This window comes from Bradyrhizobium rifense (assembly GCF_008123425.1).
In the GTDB taxonomy this organism is placed as follows: domain Bacteria; phylum Pseudomonadota; class Alphaproteobacteria; order Rhizobiales; family Xanthobacteraceae; genus Bradyrhizobium; species Bradyrhizobium rifense.
On record NZ_VSSS01000058.1, the window covers coordinates 1 to 17,383 of the forward strand.

Genomic DNA, 17,383 nt, shown 5'->3' on the forward strand with positions numbered 1-17,383 from the left:
CCATTGTCGTTGCGCCAGAGAATGTCGCTCTGGCCATTGCCGTCAAAGTCGCCGGTGCTGGCGAAATGCCAGCTATTGGGGACGACGCCCGCCCCGGCCACGATATGGGCCTTGCTTATGTCGCCGTTATCCCAGATCGATACTGCGCCATTGTCGTTGCGCCAAAGGATGTCGCTGTGGCCATTGCCGTCGAAGTCGCCTGTGCCGGCGATATGCCAGCTATTGGGGACGACGCCCGCCCCGGCCACGGTATGGGCCTTGCTGATGTCGCCGTTATCCCAGATTGATACTGCGCCATTGTCGTTGCGCCAAAGGATGTCGCTGTGGCCATTGCCGTCGAAGTCGCCGGTCTCGGCGAAATGCCAGCTATCGGGCCAGACGCCCGCTTGGGCAATGATATGAGCCTGGTTGATGTCGCCGTTGTCCCAGATCGACACTGCGCCATTGTCGTTTCGCCAGAGAATATCACTATGGCCACCGCCGCTGAAATCGAAATTGGCAGTCAGGTCGAGGGTGGTCACCGCAAGTGCGTTCGAGGCGTTGCTGGTGTTCCCCGCGGCGTCAGTTGCTTTTGCAATGATGCTATGGGCTCCCTCCGCCAACGTCGATGTCGCAATGCTGAACACGCCAGTCGTCAGGTCCGCAGTGCCTGTGCCGAGCACCGTCGTGCCGTTCGTGTCGTAAAGCGTCACCGTGCTACCAGCCTGAGCCGTTCCGTCGATCAACACATGGGTGAAGCTGGTGATACCGTCGCCTTTGATGCCGCTGTCCGTCGTCGCGTCGAGGGACAGGCCCGTCGGCGGGACCGGCGCCGTGGTGTCCTCGGTCACCGCAAGGACCGCGGACGCCGTGCCGGTATTCCCCGCCGCATCGGTCGCTTTCGCGGTGATATCGTGCGTCCCTTCAGCCAGCGCCGACGTCATGACACTGAACGCGCCAGTCGTCAGGTCCGCAGTGCCCGTGCCAAGCAGTGTGGTGCCGTTCGTATCATACAGCTTCACCGTGCTGCCGCGCTCGGCCGTGCCGTCGATCTTGACCTGCGCAAAGCTGGTGATGCGATCGCCGATCGCACCGCTGTCAGTCGTTGCGTCGAGCGACAGGCCCGTCGGCGGGACCGGCGCCGTGCTGTCCTCCGTCACGGCAAGGACGGCGGACGCAGTGCTCGTATTCCCCCACGCATCGGTCGCTTTCGCGGTGATATTGTGCGTCCCATCAGCCAGCGCCAATGTCGTGATACTGAACGCACCGGTCGTCAGGTCCGCGGTGCCCGTGCCAAGCACTGTGGTACCGTTGCTATCATACAGCGTCACCGCGCTGCCGCGCTCGGCCGTGCCGTCGATCTTGACATGCGCAAAGTTGGTAGTGCGATCGCCGATCGTACCGCTGTCCGTCGTCGCGTCGAGGGACAGGCCGGTCGGCGGGACCGGCGCCGTCGTATCCGGATGGACGCTGACCTGAGCTACTGCCGTTTGCCACCATCCGTTGGCGACATATTCTCCCGATATCCAGAACCCGTTCGGGTTGTTCGGATCGGCGATAGCGGTCGAATAGGTGCCCCAGCGCTGGTCGTTCAGAGCGCCTGAATCGAAAAACGTGGTGCTCGCCTGATAAAGCGTCGGCGCGGTGAAGTCGGAAGCGCCGGCGCCGAGCACCGTATAATAGTCGGAAGGGTACATGTTCGGCCCGGAGGCCGAAAAATTGATGAGCACGTCGCCGTTCTGGTCGACCGCAATCGAAGGGGTGAACACGGCCACACCCGTGCCGATGGAGGCGCCGGAAATGACGTTCCCGATGACATATTGCGGATTCGTGGGATCGGTGACATCGAGCTTGAACCATTCGATTTGTGCGAGCCCTCCCGCACTCGGCATGGCTTCGCTCACGCCATAGACGTAGTTGTGTCCCCCCGAGGAAGTGTAGGCAAGGCCTTGGATGCGCCCGTCGCCAATGCCGAGCGTCTTGGTCGTGCCCAACTGCGCGGCGGTGTTGTTGCTTCCGCCCACATCGGCGTCACCGAGGTAGAGCGTTTGGGTCCCGCTGAAACCGTGCGTCGAATCGTAAGTTTGATATGTGAGCGCGGTCTGCCTGGCGGTCGAATAGGCGCTCAAATAGTAGGTCACCCCGTTGTCGCCGGCGATATTGCGCATGATGCCGCCGGCCCCTGATACGCTAGTGCCGGCGTCAGGCGTGATCGCATGGTTTCCAGCGGCTATTACGCTGCTTTCGTTGACGACAAATTCGCCGTTGTTGTAGCCGCCTCCCGCGTCGATAAATTCGGGCGCGGAGATGTAGATCTTGCCGTTGCTGACCGACAGATAGGGCATGTCCGATTGGGTCGTGGCGCCGTTGGACGTGTCGATCGAAGCCAAATACCAGCCGTCGTTCGGATTGCTATCTATCGACACGGCGATATCGATATTGGTGGCGAAGTTCCCGGTTCCCGGTTGAAAATTATCCGCGATGACCACGTAGTGGCCGGTCGAACTGTCATAGGTGGCGCGCGCGTCGAGAAGGTTGTTGTCGAGCGTGGCGCCAAGCGGCGCGAACAAACTATACAATGATCCGTTGGCTACGATTGGATTGCCGCTAAGGTCGGTTATCTCGTAGTGAGTGGTCTCCGCCGTGAAAATATAACTCGGCCCTACCGCCAACGCATTCTGGGGCGGAGTGTTGGTCGGGTCGGACAATCCGGAAAATGACAGGGTGACCGAGGCGGACGACGTCGGTGGCGTCGCCGAATAGAAGTTGAGCGCCGGTACGCCGGCGCTGTTGCCGATCGCAGCAGCTCCGTAGAGGCTTTCGATCGTGGCAAGCAGGGAATAGGCGTCAGCCGGCGAGTCGTTGACGGCCCCGGCCGGGACACCTCCGCCGACGACGATCGCCGCAACGTGATTGGGGTAGGTCACCGCTGGATTGGTGTTGTTTTCGTCGAAGGTGACGATCAGCAGCGAATTGTTGGCCTGCGCCCAGGCAGCGTAGGCAGAGAGATTGGCCTGGACCCAGGCGTCGCCCGCCGGAATCCCGCCGCCGTTGTCGCTCGTCGGCGTCATGTTGTGGGCGTCGTCGGGCGAAACAAAAGAGACGGTCGGAAGGTTGGCAAAGCCGGCCGCGGTCTGAGGAAACGTGCTGAAATCGTGACCGTCGTTGGCCGAATTGGCAAAGTGGATCCAAGGTTGGCGCTCGGGGACCGCCGTGGTTTCGGCGTAACCGCCGAAGGTGTAACCGTGGGCGGCGAGCGTGCTCGCCAGCGTCGGTACGCTGGCCGGAAGCTGGGTAACGGCGCCGTTGGTGGTGACGCCCTGCGTCGAGCCGGAAAACAGCGCAATGTAATTGGGCTGACTCGGATGGGTCACACCGTAGATGTTGGTGAGCAGCATCCCCTGAGCGATCAGCGAGTTCAGGTAAGGCGCCTGGGCACTACCTACGATGTCGGAATAGTTCTCATTTTCCAGGGAAAGGACGACAATGTGGCTCGGAGTCGTGGTCATAATCGTCAACCCTCCGTTGCGGTTCGATGCGCGCAGCCTTTTTCACCAAGGTGCGCTGCTCTTTGCGTACGTCTCTGCGGCGACCCCAGAAGGCGGACGCGGCAGACGAAGCGTGGGAGATCGGGGTACCTGTTGGTCGAGACAGCAGGTTCCAAGACGATCACTGCTACAGTCTCGGAACGCGGGCTACTTGGCGTCCGCATGAATTCCCCCTCCGGAGTGCGGCAATAGAGATTTAGGCGCGCCGCTGCCGCGGTCCGCTCGGCCTCTCCAAAACAGCTGACAACAGAAAGCCCCGACTCGCTGAATCCGAGACGCGACGAACTGCGATTTGTCTCGATACTCGCTGAGTTCACCTATCGAGCCAATGGCTCGGAGGGGGTACCTCATTCAATCACATGAGGGCGCGACGTGTTGAGAACTCAATAACCATTTCGGTCATCAGCGCTCCCCCCAAAGGTCTGCTTGCGACCGACGACGAAGCGTGTAGCTGCAACAAAGAAAGCGATCCAACGCGTCATTCGTGCAGGAGCATTTCATGATCCTGCGCGCAATAAAACGCGGAGGCCCGAGGAAAGGACGGCGTAGGCGCCAAGCGTTGACGTCCACCCGATCGAGCGCCCCAGAAAGATGCCTAGCGAAAATACCAGCAGGCCACCGTCGCAATTATTTCGGGCACTGAGCTGCGGTTCAGCGAAAGTTCGCTTGCAAGATCGGGCTTGAGGGCATGATCTCAAAAGTCCGCGACAGCGTCTAGAACCAGGTGACCCCGCTGCTCGCTGGCTTCGTCATTGCTCAACCAAGTCGAGCGCTTCTTCGCGATCCTTGCCGATAAGAATATCAGATTCGGGTCTATCGCACCGCCGCTGCCCTCAGGGCCGACATCACATCGTTTATCGACCGACACAACGCTGATCCCAAACCGTTCCGATGGACCAAGTCCACCGACAGCGCTTCTGCCGATACAATGCCCCAGCAGAGCACGACGCGATGTTGTGAAACTTCCGGTTCGGGACCCTAGTGCGACATCATCACCCAGCACGGTGGCTGGCCGATCACGGTCTTGGTCACGCCACCCCAGACGATCTCGTTCAAACGCGAATGATGGTAGGCGCCCATGACGATGGCGTCGATGGCGTGGGACTGCGCCCAGCTCCCCAGCACCTTGCCGATCGAGCTGCCGCTGCCCTTCACGATCTCGAAGGATGCGTAGACCCCATGTTCCCTCAGATGATCGACAAGGCTCGTTCCGGACTGCATGACCTCGTCAGTCTTGTCGTCCGTGGCGGTCACCACGCGCACCGCGTTGGCGGCTTGAAGGATCGGCAGCGCGTCGCCGATCGCACGTGCCGCGCGGGCCGAGGGCGCCCAGGCGACCATGACGTTCTCGATTTCCGGCCGTAGCAGCTCCACATGCTGCTCCGGACAGAGCAGCAGCGGCCGGCCGGATTCGAACAGGAAGGTCTCAACGATATTCTCCGCGCGACTGTCGTGCGGCTTCACGGGGACCAGGGTGAGGTCGCTGAAGCGCGCATGCTCGGCCAGGGTCGATGCGATCCGATCCGCCGGCACCCTGCCCGATCGGCTTTGGGCGCGAACGCCGATACGGGAGGCCGCATTGGTGAATGCGTTCAGGAGCTGCTGCATCTCACCCACCTCGCGCACAGCGCTGAGTTCGGCCGACGCCGGATCATCAGGGAATACCACCTTCGGCCGGACGAAGGCGTCATCCTCGAGCGCAAGCCCGGTCACCCTGGCGCCGAGGCCGGCGGCAACGGCTACGCACTTCTCGATCGCGGCCAGCGTGGGGGCACGCGGCTCGCCAATGAGCGGCAGAAACACATCCTTGATCGACATCGGATTCTCCTTGCCGGCCAGAATAGGCCGCCTTTGGTCCGGGCGCTCGATCCCCCTCAAGCCGGGAAAACTCCGCATCGCCAACCGACGACAGGCCTTGACGGAAGTCAAGGACTGGTCGCGGTCTCGACTTAAGGGTTACCCTGGTTTGCGGCCGAACCGCTTGGCCCCTCAACAATACGCCGGCAGATGACAGACAATTCTGCGACCCAGGAGCGGATCTTCGCGGCACTGACCGCGCATGCCGGCGTGAAGCGGATCGACACGCACGCGGCTTCGGTCTTCCTCGAGGAGACGCGCGCGCTGAAGATCAAGCGGGCGGTCAAGTATCCCTTTCTCGATTATTCGACACTCGAGAAACGCAAGATAGCCTGCGAGGAGGAGGTCAGGATCAACCGGCCGCATGCGCCACAGATCTATCATCGCGTCGTGACCATTACAGAAGAGCCGGACGGATCGGTGAAGGTCGACGGCCGCGGCCGGCCGATCGAATATGCCGTCGAGATGTCGCGTTTTGACGAGAGCCGGACGCTGGATCATCTGGCGAAGGCCGGACAGTTCGATGCGGACATTGCGTCGGGTATCGCCGACGCGATCGCGGCTTCGCACGCGGCGGCGACGCCCGCCGACGGCAAGGCCTGGATTTCCTCCATCCCCGCCCTGATCGACGGCAACAGCAATGGTCTGCGGCTCGGCAATCATGTCCCGGCCGCGGAGATCGAGCAGCTTGCACAGGCCTCGCACGCGGCATTCCTGCACGCCTGTCCCTTACTTGAAGAACGCGGCCGCCGCGGTTTCGTCCGCCGTTGCCACGGCGATTTGCATCTTGCGAATATCGTGCTGATCGGGCAGCAATCCGTGCTGTTCGACGCCATCGAGTTCGACGCGCAGATGGCGACTGTCGACGTGCTTTACGACCTCGCATTCACCCTGATGGATCTGCTGCGCCACGATCAGCCGCTGGCAGCCAACACCGTCCTGAACCGGTACCTTGCCCCGCCGCTGGAAAACCTCGACGCGCTCGGCGCGCTGCCGCTGTTCATGTCGATTCGCGCAGCGATCCGCGCGCAGGTAGCGCTGGCACGGCTGAAGCCGCCACATTCCGGTGATGCCGGCATTCTCGACGAAGCGCGCCGCTATTTTGACCTTGCCCGGGCGCTGATCCAGCCTCCCGCTCCCCGCCTCATCGCAGTGGGCGGACTGTCGGGCACTGGCAAGTCGGTTTTGGCGCGCGCGCTCGCACCCATCGTCGCACCGCAACCGGGCGCCGTCGTGTTGCGCAGCGACGTCATTCGCAAGCAGATGTTCGGGGTCGCCGACATGGAGCGGCTGCCGCCATCCGCCTACACGCCCGAGCTCGCGGCCCGCGTTTACGAGGCATTGGCCGAGCGCGCCCGGCGCGTGCTGGCCCAAGGTCATTCGGCAATCGTCGACGGCGTGTTCGCCCGCGATTTCGAGCGGGACGCCACCGTCACACTGGCCCGGGAATGCAACGTGCCTCTCACCGGCCTCTTCCTGGTTGCGGATCTGGCGACCCGGCAGGCCCGAATCGGCGGTCGCAGCAGTGACGCATCCGATGCGACGCAAGAGGTTGCCGCGTTGCAAGAGCACTATAATATCGGCCATATCGGTTGGACGACCATCGATGCATCCGGGACACAAGCGCAGACGCTCCAGAGCTGCCAGGACGCGATCGCTGAGGGCAGGTAAGGCAATCTGATTGGCGCGGGCTAGGATGGCGCGACCCACCACGAGTTCGACGGCGACCGCCCGCGCCAGGCCGGCGGCGAGCCGTAATGCGCTGCCCGGGCGCCTCAGCCCCGGCATGGCCTGCGACACCGCCTTTCGGATCATCGCCCGCCGCCACCTCGCCGCCGTCCTCGCCCAGCATGACGGGACCTGTCGTGGCGATCCGGAGGCGCTGCATCAGATCCGAATCGCGCTGACCCATCTGCGGACCGCGATTCGCTTCTTTTCGCCCATGGTCGACGATGCGCTGCGCCCCAAAGTCTGGGCCGAGTTGAAATGGCTGAACAGCCAGCTCGGCATGGTGCGGGACCTCGACGTCGCCATCGAACGCGTCGTGGCCGAAGCCGGCGACGAGCTCGCGGTGATCGCCGAGCTCCAGCACTGGGACGAGAAGCGGGCCGAAAGCCATCGCCTGCTGGCCCGCGCGCTGCAATCGGCACGATATCGCCGCTTGGTCGAGCAGACCTCGAGCTGGATCGAGAGCGGACCTTGGTCGACCAGGCGCAGCAAGGAGGCCATCAGGCTGCGCCGCTGCCCGCTCGCCGACCACGCCACGGCGCAACTGACCGAATGGGAAAAGGCGCTGCTCAGGAAGGCCAAGAGGCTGCGCAAGCTCGACGTCGAGAAACGGCACAAGCTGCGGATCCTCAACAAGCGACTGACCTATTCGATCGAGTCGCTGGAAGACCTGTTCGGCGAGAAATCGCTGACTAAACAAAAGTCGATCCTCAAGCAATTGCGCAGGGCGCAAAAGTCGCTCGGACAGTTGAACGATGATGCGCGCGGTCAAACACTGGCCGCGTCGTTGAACGAGGCCGTTCCCAAGGCCGGCATTCGCTTTCTCGACCGCAAGCGGGAAAAGAAGCTGCTGCGAACGGCTTCGACGGCCTATCGCAAGTTGGACAAGGCCAAGCCGTTCCGGTCCTCCGACCTGACACCGGATTCGGAGCCGGAAGACTAGCTCTACGCCAGCGCTGCTTGACCTGAGTCAAAGCAGGCATCCGCCGCTGATCTAAGCTCCGCACATCGATATTTGTGTGAACTTGCGGAGCCCCCCATGCGCGCCCACCAGATCATGACCCGATCGGTTATCTCGGTCACGCCCGACACCAGCATCGTCGAGGCCGCGAACATCATGCTGAAGCGCCACGTCAGCGGCCTCACCGTCGTCGACGACAGCGGCAAGCTGATCGGCGTGGTTTCGGAAGGCGACTTCATCCGCCGCAGCGAGATCGGCACCGGGCGCAAGCGCGGCCGCTGGCTGCGGTTCATCCTCGGCCCCGGTACCACGGCTAGCGATTTCGTCCATGAGCACGGCCGCAAGGTGTCGGAGGTCATGACCGCCTCGCCTGTCACCATTACCGAAGATACCGCACTTGCGGAAATCGTCGATCTTATGGAACGGAACAACGTGAAGCGGCTGCCGGTGGTTCGTGGCGACAACGTCGTCGGCATCGTGTCACGTGCGAATCTGCTGCAGGCCGTGGCAGGCCTCGCGCGCGAAGTGCCGGACCCGACCGCCGACGATGATCACATCCGCTGCCGCATCATCGATGCCATGGAGAAGAACGACTGGTGCCCGTTCGGGCTGAACGTCATCGTCCGCGACGGCATCGTTCATCTCAACGGCGTCATCACCGAGGAGCGCGCGCGGCATGCCGCGGTCATTGCCGCGGAGAATGTCGAGGGCGTCAAGAAGGTGCACGACCATCTGTGCTGGGTCGACACCATGTCCGGCGTCTACCTGAACTCACCCGAGGACGATAATCTCGCCAAGGCAAGCTGAAACGGTGAGCTGAGTGTAGTTCAGCGAGGAATAACGGCGGTGGCCTCGATCTCGACGCGCGCCGCCTTCTCGACCAGGCGCACGACCTGGACCAGCGCCATCGCGGGATAGTGCGCACCGAAGATCGTGCGATAGATCTTGCCGAGCTCCCTCAGGTTCGTGAGGTACTCGTCCATGTCGACGACGTACCAGGTCAGGCGAACGAGGTGCTCGGGCTGCGCACCGGCTTCGGCAAGGATTTCGGCGATGTTGCTGAGGGTCTGGCGGACCTGTGCGACAAAGCCGTCCGCGAGACGCTCCTCGGCATCCCAGCCGATGACGCCGCCGGTCACCACGAAGCGCCCTTCGGCAGCCATGCCATTGGCATAGCCCTTCGGCATCGGCCAACCGGACGGTTGGAGCACCTGTGTCTTAGGGCTGGCGTCGTCCCCGGCTGCAGCTGGCAGCACTGCGAGCTGTGGGCCTTTCGGTGTCGTCACGGACAATTCCTGATCCTCATCTCATTCTACCGCGGCGCCCGAGGACGTCGCCGCCGCCTGCGCCAATTGCCGCAAAGCAAAGCGCTTCAATTTTCCGGTCTCGGTCTTCGGCAGTTGGGTCACAAACTCGATCGCGCGCGGATATTTGTACGGCGCGATCTCGCGTTTCACATGCTCCTGTAACTCGGCTGCGAGCTTTGCATCCGGCGTCACCCCGGGGGCGGCAATGACATAGGCCTTCACAATCATCCCGCGCGCCTCGTCCGGCGCGCCGACGACGCCACACTCAGCGACGGAAGGATGCGTCAGCAGCGCGACTTCGACATCCGTGCCCGCGATATTGTATCCAGATGACACGATCATGTCGTCGGAGCGCGACTGGTACCAGAAGTACCCGTCGCCATCCATCAGATAGGTGTCGCCGGTAATGTTCCAGCCGTTCTGGACATACTTCCGCTGCCGCTCGTCGGCGAGATAACGGCAACCGGTCGGCCCGCGCACCGCGAGCTTCCCCATCGTGCCCGGCGGCAGATCATTGCCGTCATCGTCGACAATCTTCGCCTCATAGCCAGGCACGGGCTTACCGGTTGCGCCAGGACGAATTTCGTCCTCGGTCGCGCTGATGAAGATGTGCAGCAGCTCAGTCGAGCCAATCCCATCCATCAGCTTGATGCCGGTGGCCTTCAGCCAGGCGTCGAATGTCGGCTTGGGTAGAGTCTCGCCGGCGGAGACGCATTTTCGCAGAGAGGAAATGTCACGGCCCGAAAGCTTGCCAATCATGGCGCGATACGCGGTCGGCGCCGTAAAGCAGACTGTGGTCTTGTACTGCTCGATCGCTGAGAGGATATCATCGGGCGTCGTCTTCTCCAGCACGACGAAGGAAGCGCCGATGTGCATCGGGAACAGCACGCCGCCGAAACCGAAGGTAAAGGCGAGCGGCGCGGAGCCGACGAAACGGTCTTTCTGCTCGGCCCGCAGGATGTTGCGCGCGTAGCCGTCGCACACCGCCAGCATGTCCCGGTGGAAATGCATGGTGCCCTTAGGATCGCCGGTCGTTCCCGACGTAAAGGCGATCAGGCAGATATCGTCAGAGGCGGTGTCGACCGCCCTAAATTCCGGACTCGCATCCGCGATCAGCGCTTCGAGCGAGTCTGGAGCACCGTTGCCCCAATAGACCACATGCTTGAGACCGGGTGCGGCCAGCTTCGCCTTCTCCATCTCATCGGAGAGTTTTCCGTCGCAGAGCGCGAGCGTGATTTCCGCCTTCTGGATCGGATAGGACAGCTCCTTGGCGCGCAGCAACGGCATCGTCGCCACGCAAATGCCGCCGGCTTTGATCACCGCGAGATAGGTCGCAACCATCATCGGGCTGTTGGCGGAGCGCAGCATCACGCGGCCGCCGGTGACGAGACCGAGCTTGCCGACCAGCACGTTGGCAATGCGGTTTACGAGCGCCTGCAGCTCGCGATAGGTGTGGCTGACGGAGGGGCTGATGACGCAAGGCGCATCACCGTGCCCCTGCTCGACCCAGCGGTCGAGGAAATAGCTGACGCAGTTCAAACGCGGCGGATAGTGAAGCTCCGGGCGCGTGAAAATGAACTCCGGCCACAGCTCAGGCGGCGGCAGATGTTGCCGTGCAAACGTATCGACATGGGCGGTCGCAGCGTTTGCGTCATGCGAGCCCGAGACTTGAACCTTGGCGGCGTTGGCCATCGCACGCTCCTTTGCGCATGGAAAGCACCCGGCAGCACTAACTCGGGAAACATTTTAGGCTTAAAACAATTTGGCGCAATAGGGGATTTTGGGCATCCCATGCATTTTCACGCGGCAGAGGGGGATGAGAAGGGCGCGTCGGCCCGCGCTCAGGGCCGGCGACGCGCGGCCGATTTCTGCGCCGACGCCTTGGTCTTGGCCAGCAACCGCATCAGCTCGCGCACGTCCTTCGGCGTCAAATCGGCAAAGAGATCGGCGATCCAGGTCTCGTGTTCCGAAGCCATCCTGCGAAACTCGGCGCGGCCTAGTTTCGTGAGACGGATCACCTGGACGCGACGGTCGGTCTCCGAGGTGCGGCGGTCTAGATGGCCGGATTCCACCAGGCGCTCGACGAGGCCGGTGACGTTGCCGTTGGACACCATCATCCGCTTGGAGACGTCCGACAGCGTCATGCCGTCAGGCGCCTTGTCGAGCTGCGCCATCAGATCGAAACGGGGCAGCGTGACGTCGAAACGCTGTCGCAGCCGGCCGCGGACTTCTCCCTCGATCAGGGTCGTGCAGGTGAGCAGGCGCAACCACAGCCGAAGCTCTTCGGCATGGTCCTCCGGCGTTTCGACGGCCTTGGTCTCGGAATCGAGCATCTCGATGCAGTCATTCACGGCCGGCATTGGCGCTGGCACGGATTCCCCAACGTTTTGAGCTTCAAATAAATCGACGCCCGCCGCAAGCCCAAAGCTGCAACAATCGACCGCACGTCAGTTTCTTTAGGCTTCAAATAATTGGCGCGCCGCTTGCATGCTCCGCTGCCCGCACGATGGTGGCGCTTTGAGCTAACTTGCCGCGGCGGCCATCATCAGCATAAGCTTGGATTAAGGTACGCGGCTTGCGACACAAGCCCGATGGTGATGGGGGACAGATCATGAAGACGCAAACGACTTTGGCCGCGGCCGCCTTGCTGCTCGGCACCGCAATGAGCCCTGCCCTTGCACAGGAGAAGATCAAGCTGGGTGTGATCGTGACGCTGTCGGGCCCCGGCGCCGCGCTCGGCCAGCAGGTTCGCGACGGCTTTGCGCTCGCGGTGAAGGATCTCGGCGGCAAGATGGGTGGCCGCGACGTCGAAGTCGTCGCGGTCGACGACGAGTTGAAGCCTGATGTGGCCGTGACCAAGGTCAAGGGCCTGCTCGAACGCGACAAGGTCGACTTCGTGGTCGGCCCGATCTTCTCCAACATCCTCCAGGCGATCCACCGGCCGGTCACGGAATCCAAGGTGTTCCTGATCAGCCCCAATGCCGGCCCGTCGACCTTTGCCGGCAAGGACTGCAACCCGTTCTTCTATGTGACGTCCTATCAGAACGACCAGGTTCACGAGATCCTCGGCAAGGTGGCGCAGGATCGCGGCTACAAGCGGATGTATCTGATGGTGCCGAACTATCAGGCCGGCAAGGACTCGGTCGCCGGCTTCAAGCTCGACTACAAGGGCGAGATCGTCGAAGAGTCCTACATGCCGCTCAACACGCTGGACTTCCAGCCGGAGCTTTCCAAGATTTCGTCGCAGAAGCCCGATGCTCTCTTCACGTTCATGCCGGGCGGCCTCGGCGTCAACCTCGTCAAGCAATACAAGCAGGCCGGTCTAACCGATAGCATTCCGGTGCTCTCAGCCTTCACGGTGGATGAATCGACCCTGCCGGCACAGCAGGACGCGGCCGTCGGCATGTTCGGCGGCGCGAACTGGGCGCCCAATCTCGACAATCCTCAGAACAAGAAGTTCGTTGCCGCCTATGAGGCCGCCTACAACGGCGTGCCCGGCACCTACGCCTTCCAGGCCTACGATGCTGCGATGCTGATCGACAGCGCGGTCAAGGGTGTGAAGGGCGACCTCACCAACAAGGACGCCGTCGCGGCAGCCCTTAAGAAGGCGGACTTCACGTCGCTGCGTGGTTCGTTCAAGTTCAACACCAACGGCTATCCGATCCAGGACTTTTACCTGACCAAGGTCGCCAAGCGTCCGGACGGAAAGTTCCAGACCGAAATCGTCCAGAAGGTTTTCGAGAACTACGGCGACCGCTATGCCAAGGACTGCAAGGCGGCGAACTAAGGCCGCGCGTCGCGTTAAGGGAGGACTGCAATGAAGAGCGAAATCACCGGCATCACGCGGGCCAATGAGGGGATCCAGGGCATCTCCTGGAACATCCTCGGCCAGACTTATGTGCCGAAGAGCAACACCGAGAACAGCTTCTCCTGGCACGCTACGCTGCCGCCGGGCACGTTCGTGCCGCCGCACATTCATCCCGACCAGGACGAATATCTCTACATGCTGGAGGGCAAGCTCGACTTCATGCTCGGCAACTCGGAGGCGCAGGCAGCGCCGGGCGATCTGATCCGGCTCGGCATGGGCGTGCCGCACGGCATCTTCAACAAATCGGACCAGACCGCAAAAGTGCTGTTCTGGGTCTCGCCGACCAAAAAACTGTTCGACCTGTTCTGGGGCCTTCACAACATGAAGGAACAGAAGCCGGAGGACGTGGTGGCGATGGCCGCCGAGTTCAACATCCACTTCCTGCCGCCGCCTCCCGGCGCCGGCTAACGGCGCCGGCTAGCCGCGCACCGCCGCAAGTCCTGGCACTGCGGCGAAGCCTGCCTTGGTGGCATAGCCGCGCACGATCGCCTCGCGCTGGGAATAGCTCAGCACGTTGTCGACATTGTCAAAGCCGTCGGGCGCAAGCTGCTCGACGGCGTCGATGACGCCCTCGGGGCCGCCGCGGCGGTTAGAGCGGACGATGTCCGCCGTCATCGGCAGACGCTTCTTCTCATATTCCATCAAAGCCTGACGCGGATGCTCGGCGCGCACAAGTGCGTCGGCAAGGCAGCGCGCGTCGAGGATCGCCTGCGAGGCGCCATTGGAGCCGACCGGATACATCGGATGCGCGGCATCACCGAGCAGGGTGACGCGCCCCGACGACCAATAGGGCAAGGGATCGCGGTCGCAGGTCGGATATTCATAGAACTCGGGCGTCGCCGAAATCAGGCTCTTCACGTCGATATAGGGCACCGAGAAGCGTGCGACATGCGGCATCAACTCCTCGCGCCGACCTGGCCGCGACCAGTCTTCCTTCCGCGGCGGCGGCGCATTGCCCTCGCCCACCTTCACCAGCACCGCCCAATTGGTCAGACGGCTCGCTGGGCTCGATCCCTCCGCGATCGGATAGATCACCACCTTGGCATTGAGACCACCGGCGACGATCATCGATTTGCCGGTCAGGAACATCGGCCAGTCGCGCGCGCCGCGCCACAGCATCAGGCCGTTCCAACACGGCGGCCCTTCGTTCGGAAACAGCGTGTCGCGCACGCGCGAATGGATGCCGTCGGCACCGATCAGGATATCGCCGCGCGCGGTGTGGATGTGCGCGCCAGCACGGTCGAAGAAATAGGCCGTGACGCCGCCCTCGTCCTGTGTGAAGGCGCCAAGCCGGCAGCCGGTATGGATGGCATCCGCCCCGAGCCGTTCCTCGACGGCGCGATGGATGACGCCCTGAAGGCGGCCGCGATGGATCGAGAATTGCGGCACGTCATGCCCGGCGTCCACGCCGCGGGCTTCGCGCCAGACCTCCTGGCCATGGCGATTGAGATAGTAGAGCTGGTCGGTGCGGATCGCGACGTCGTCGAGCTTTTGCAGCAGGCCAAGACTGGCAAGCTCACGCATGGCGTGCGGCAACGTGTTGATACCGACGCCCAGCTCGCGGATCGTGTCGGACTGCTCGAAAATCTCGCAGCCGATGCCGCGCGACCGCAACATCAAGGCCGTGGTGAGACCACCGATACCGCCGCCGACGATAATCGCCTTCATCGCCCTTAACTCCACTCAATACACAGGCAACGGGGTTAACGTCGCACGGGCGGTCACTCCGCCGCAAGCGGCTTTGTCGCCTCCGCCTTGAGCTCAGCCCGGGTCTTGGGCTTAGCCTTAATTCTCAGCTCCTCGAGATCCTGCCGATCGCGCACGCTATTGCGGAAAATCTGGTCTTTCCCGGGCAGATATTGCGGCGGACAGAACGCATCGTTTGCGCCGTACCAGGCCGCCGCCTTCATGGTGAAGAAGGGGTCGACCAGATGCGGCCGCCCGAGCGCGACGAGGTCTGCCCGGCCGGCCGCCAGAATGGTGTTGGCCTGGTCCGCGGTCGTGATGTTGCCGACGCACATGGTTGCCACCCGCGCCTCGTTGCGAACCTGGTCGGAGAATGGCGTCTGGAACATGCGGCCATAGATCGGCTGTGCATCGCGCACCGTCTGCCCTGTCGAGACGTCGACCAGATCGACACCGGCCTCGGTGAAGGCACGCGCGATCGCCACCGCATCGTCACCGGTGATGCCGCCGTCCGCCCAGTCAGTCGCAGAAATACGCACCGACATCGGCTTGTGCTTCGGCCACACAGCCCGCAGCGCCTCAAATATCTCGAGCGGAAAGCGCAGCCGGTTTTCGAGCGAACCGCCATATTCGTCAGTGCGGGTGTTCGTCAGCGGTGAAATGAAGCTCGCGAGCAGATAGCCGTGGGCGCAGTGCAGCTCGAGCATATCGAAGCCACAGCGCTTGCCACGCTCAGCCGCGGCAACAAAAGAATCCCTCACCGCGTTCATGCCGGCGCGGTCAAGCTCGCGCGGCACCTGGCTGTCGGGAAAGTACGGCAACGGCGACGCCGAGACGACGTCCCAGCCCCCTTCGTCCAGCGGGCGGTCGATGCCGTCCCACATCAACTTGGTCGCACCTTTGCGGCCGGCGTGCCCGAGCTGCAGGCAGAATTTGGCTGCCGAGTTGCCATGGACGAAATCAACGATGCGCCGCCAGGCCGTCTCCTGCTCGTCATTCCACAATCCGGCGCAGCCGGGCGTGATCCGAGCGTCGCGGCTGACGCAGGTCATCTCGGTGAAGATCAGGCCGGCGCCACCGATGGCGCGCGAGCCATAGTGCACGAGGTGAAAGTCGCCGGGAACGCCCTCCTTCGCCGAATACATGCACATCGGCGAAACCACCGCGCGGTTGGCAATCTCCATCTCACGCAGGCGGAATGGCTGGAACAGCGGCACCATCGGCTTGTCGGTGCTGACGTCGAAGCCGCTGCTGCGCACTTGCGTGGCAAATGACTTCTCGACCTCGGCGACGAAATCGGGGGCGCGGAGCTTCAGATTGTCATAGGTGATCGCCTTCGAGCGCGTCATCACGCCAAAGGCGAACTGCACCGGATCGAAATCCCAGAAGCGGTCGACATGCTCGAACCAGACCAGCGAAACGTCGGCCGCGTGCTGGGTCTTCTCGACCTCTTCGCGGCGGCCGTGCTCGTAAAAATCGAGCGCCGCCTTGATGCTGGGCGCCTTCGCCATCGCTTCGGCCAGCGCGATCGCATCTTCCATCGCGAGCTTGGTGCCGGAACCGATCGAGAAGTGCGCGCTTGCCTTGGCGTCGCCGAGCAGAACCATGTTGTCCTTAACCCAGCGCTTGCTGCGGATCATTGGGAAATTGCGCCACATCGAGCGGTTGGTGAGCAGCTTGTGCCCATCGAGGAACCAGCCAAAGATCTCGGCCATCCGCGCGGCAGATTGGCTCTCGTTCAGCCCAGTCAGCCCTGCCCGCTCGAACGTCTCCGGGTCGGTCTCGAAAATCCAGGTCGAGTGACCGGCTTCATATTGGTAGGCGTGGGCGATGAAAGGTCCCCACTCCGTCTCCTGGAAGATGAAGGTGAAGGCATCGAGAGGCCTGGTCGAGCCCATCCAGGCAAACTTGTTGGTGCGGAGGTCGACTTCGGGCTCGAAGTGATCGGCATGCTTCTCCCGGAATCGGCTATTGACGCCGTCGGCGAGCAAGACGAGATCAGCATCGGCAAAGCGCGACTCGTCGTCGACATCCACTTCGAAATGGAGGTTGACACCGAGCTCACGCGCTCGCTCCTGCAGGATCATCAACAGTTTTTGCCGAGAGCAGCCGCAAAAGCCGTTACCTCCGACCCGATGCACCGTGCCGCGAAAATGCACGGCGATATCGTCCCAATAGGCGAACTCCTGGGTGATGCGGCGGTAGCTCGGAAGATCGTGCTTTTCAAAATTGTCGAGCGTGGCGTCCGAGAATACCACGCCGAAGCCGAACGTGTCGTCGGCGCGGTTGCGCTCATAGACGGTGACATCGGCGCTTGGGCGCTGCTTCTTGAGTAGGATTGCAGCGTAGAGACCCGCAGGTCCGCCACCGATGATCGCGACTTTCATGGGAGCCTCGCCAATACACCCGGCCATGAAAACTATTTTAAGCCTAAAATAATTTCTGGCAA

General features: G+C 62.5%; 12 protein-coding genes. 5 read left to right on the forward strand and 7 right to left on the reverse strand.

All coding sequences use genetic code 11. The annotated features are described in order from the left end of the window. On the reverse strand, positions 1–3,488 hold a 3,488-nt coding region (locus tag FXB40_RS34195), incomplete at its 3' end, for an Ig-like domain-containing protein (protein WP_246208148.1). 1,017 nt (positions 3,489–4,505) lie between these two features. Continuing rightward, on the reverse strand, positions 4,506–5,345 hold the full coding sequence (locus FXB40_RS34200; RefSeq protein WP_148776690.1) for a universal stress protein: 840 nt from the start codon (positions 5,343–5,345) through the stop codon (positions 4,506–4,508). A 189-nt stretch (positions 5,346–5,534) separates the two neighbouring features. Between FXB40_RS34200 and FXB40_RS34205 the strand changes: the two genes are divergently transcribed. From FXB40_RS34205 to FXB40_RS34215, 3 genes are all read left to right on the forward strand, one after another. Continuing rightward, complete coding sequence (locus tag FXB40_RS34205) at positions 5,535–7,055, forward strand: bifunctional aminoglycoside phosphotransferase/ATP-binding protein (RefSeq protein WP_148776691.1); 1,521 nt, start codon at positions 5,535–5,537, stop codon at positions 7,053–7,055. Between the two features lie 25 nt (positions 7,056–7,080). Beyond that, positions 7,081–8,055, forward strand: a complete 975-nt coding sequence (locus FXB40_RS34210; protein WP_148776692.1) for a CHAD domain-containing protein — start codon at positions 7,081–7,083, stop codon at positions 8,053–8,055. Between the two features lie 96 nt (positions 8,056–8,151). Beyond that, the gene (locus FXB40_RS34215) at positions 8,152–8,880 is read left to right on the forward strand and encodes a CBS domain-containing protein (RefSeq protein WP_148776693.1); all 729 of its coding nucleotides are present in this window, start codon (positions 8,152–8,154) and stop codon (positions 8,878–8,880) included. Between the two features lie 20 nt (positions 8,881–8,900). On the opposite strand, the gene FXB40_RS34220 is transcribed toward FXB40_RS34215, so the two are convergent. The 3 genes from FXB40_RS34220 to FXB40_RS34230 form a co-directional block, all read right to left on the reverse strand. Further along, a complete protein-coding gene (locus FXB40_RS34220) occupies positions 8,901–9,359 on the reverse strand; it encodes a RidA family protein (RefSeq protein WP_148776694.1) in 459 nt (152 codons plus the stop codon). A 21-nt stretch (positions 9,360–9,380) separates the two neighbouring features. Further along, positions 9,381–11,072, reverse strand: coding sequence for a benzoate-CoA ligase family protein (locus tag FXB40_RS34225; RefSeq protein ID WP_148776695.1), 1,692 nt, complete (start codon positions 11,070–11,072; stop codon positions 9,381–9,383). Between the two features lie 149 nt (positions 11,073–11,221). Further along, positions 11,222–11,740 (reverse strand): MarR family winged helix-turn-helix transcriptional regulator, encoded by a 519-nt coding sequence (locus FXB40_RS34230; RefSeq protein WP_187437338.1) that lies wholly within the window; start codon positions 11,738–11,740, stop codon positions 11,222–11,224. Between the two features lie 251 nt (positions 11,741–11,991). Between FXB40_RS34230 and FXB40_RS34235 the strand changes: the two genes are divergently transcribed. Then, on the forward strand, positions 11,992–13,167 hold the full coding sequence (locus tag FXB40_RS34235; protein WP_148776696.1) for an ABC transporter substrate-binding protein: 1,176 nt from the start codon (positions 11,992–11,994) through the stop codon (positions 13,165–13,167). Between the two features lie 30 nt (positions 13,168–13,197). Then, complete coding sequence (locus tag FXB40_RS34240; RefSeq protein WP_148776697.1) at positions 13,198–13,656, forward strand: cupin domain-containing protein; 459 nt, start codon at positions 13,198–13,200, stop codon at positions 13,654–13,656. 9 nt (positions 13,657–13,665) lie between these two features. Here FXB40_RS34240 and FXB40_RS34245 read toward each other — a convergent pair whose 3' ends face one another. Both FXB40_RS34245 and FXB40_RS34250 read right to left on the reverse strand, forming a co-directional pair. Continuing rightward, positions 13,666–14,916: a flavin-dependent oxidoreductase gene (locus FXB40_RS34245; RefSeq protein ID WP_148776698.1), complete on the reverse strand. Its 1,251-nt coding sequence runs from the start codon at positions 14,914–14,916 to the stop codon at positions 13,666–13,668. 53 nt (positions 14,917–14,969) lie between these two features. Then, positions 14,970–17,321, reverse strand: coding sequence for a bifunctional salicylyl-CoA 5-hydroxylase/oxidoreductase (locus tag FXB40_RS34250; protein WP_148776699.1), 2,352 nt, complete (start codon positions 17,319–17,321; stop codon positions 14,970–14,972). Positions 17,322–17,383 lie beyond the last annotated feature (62 nt).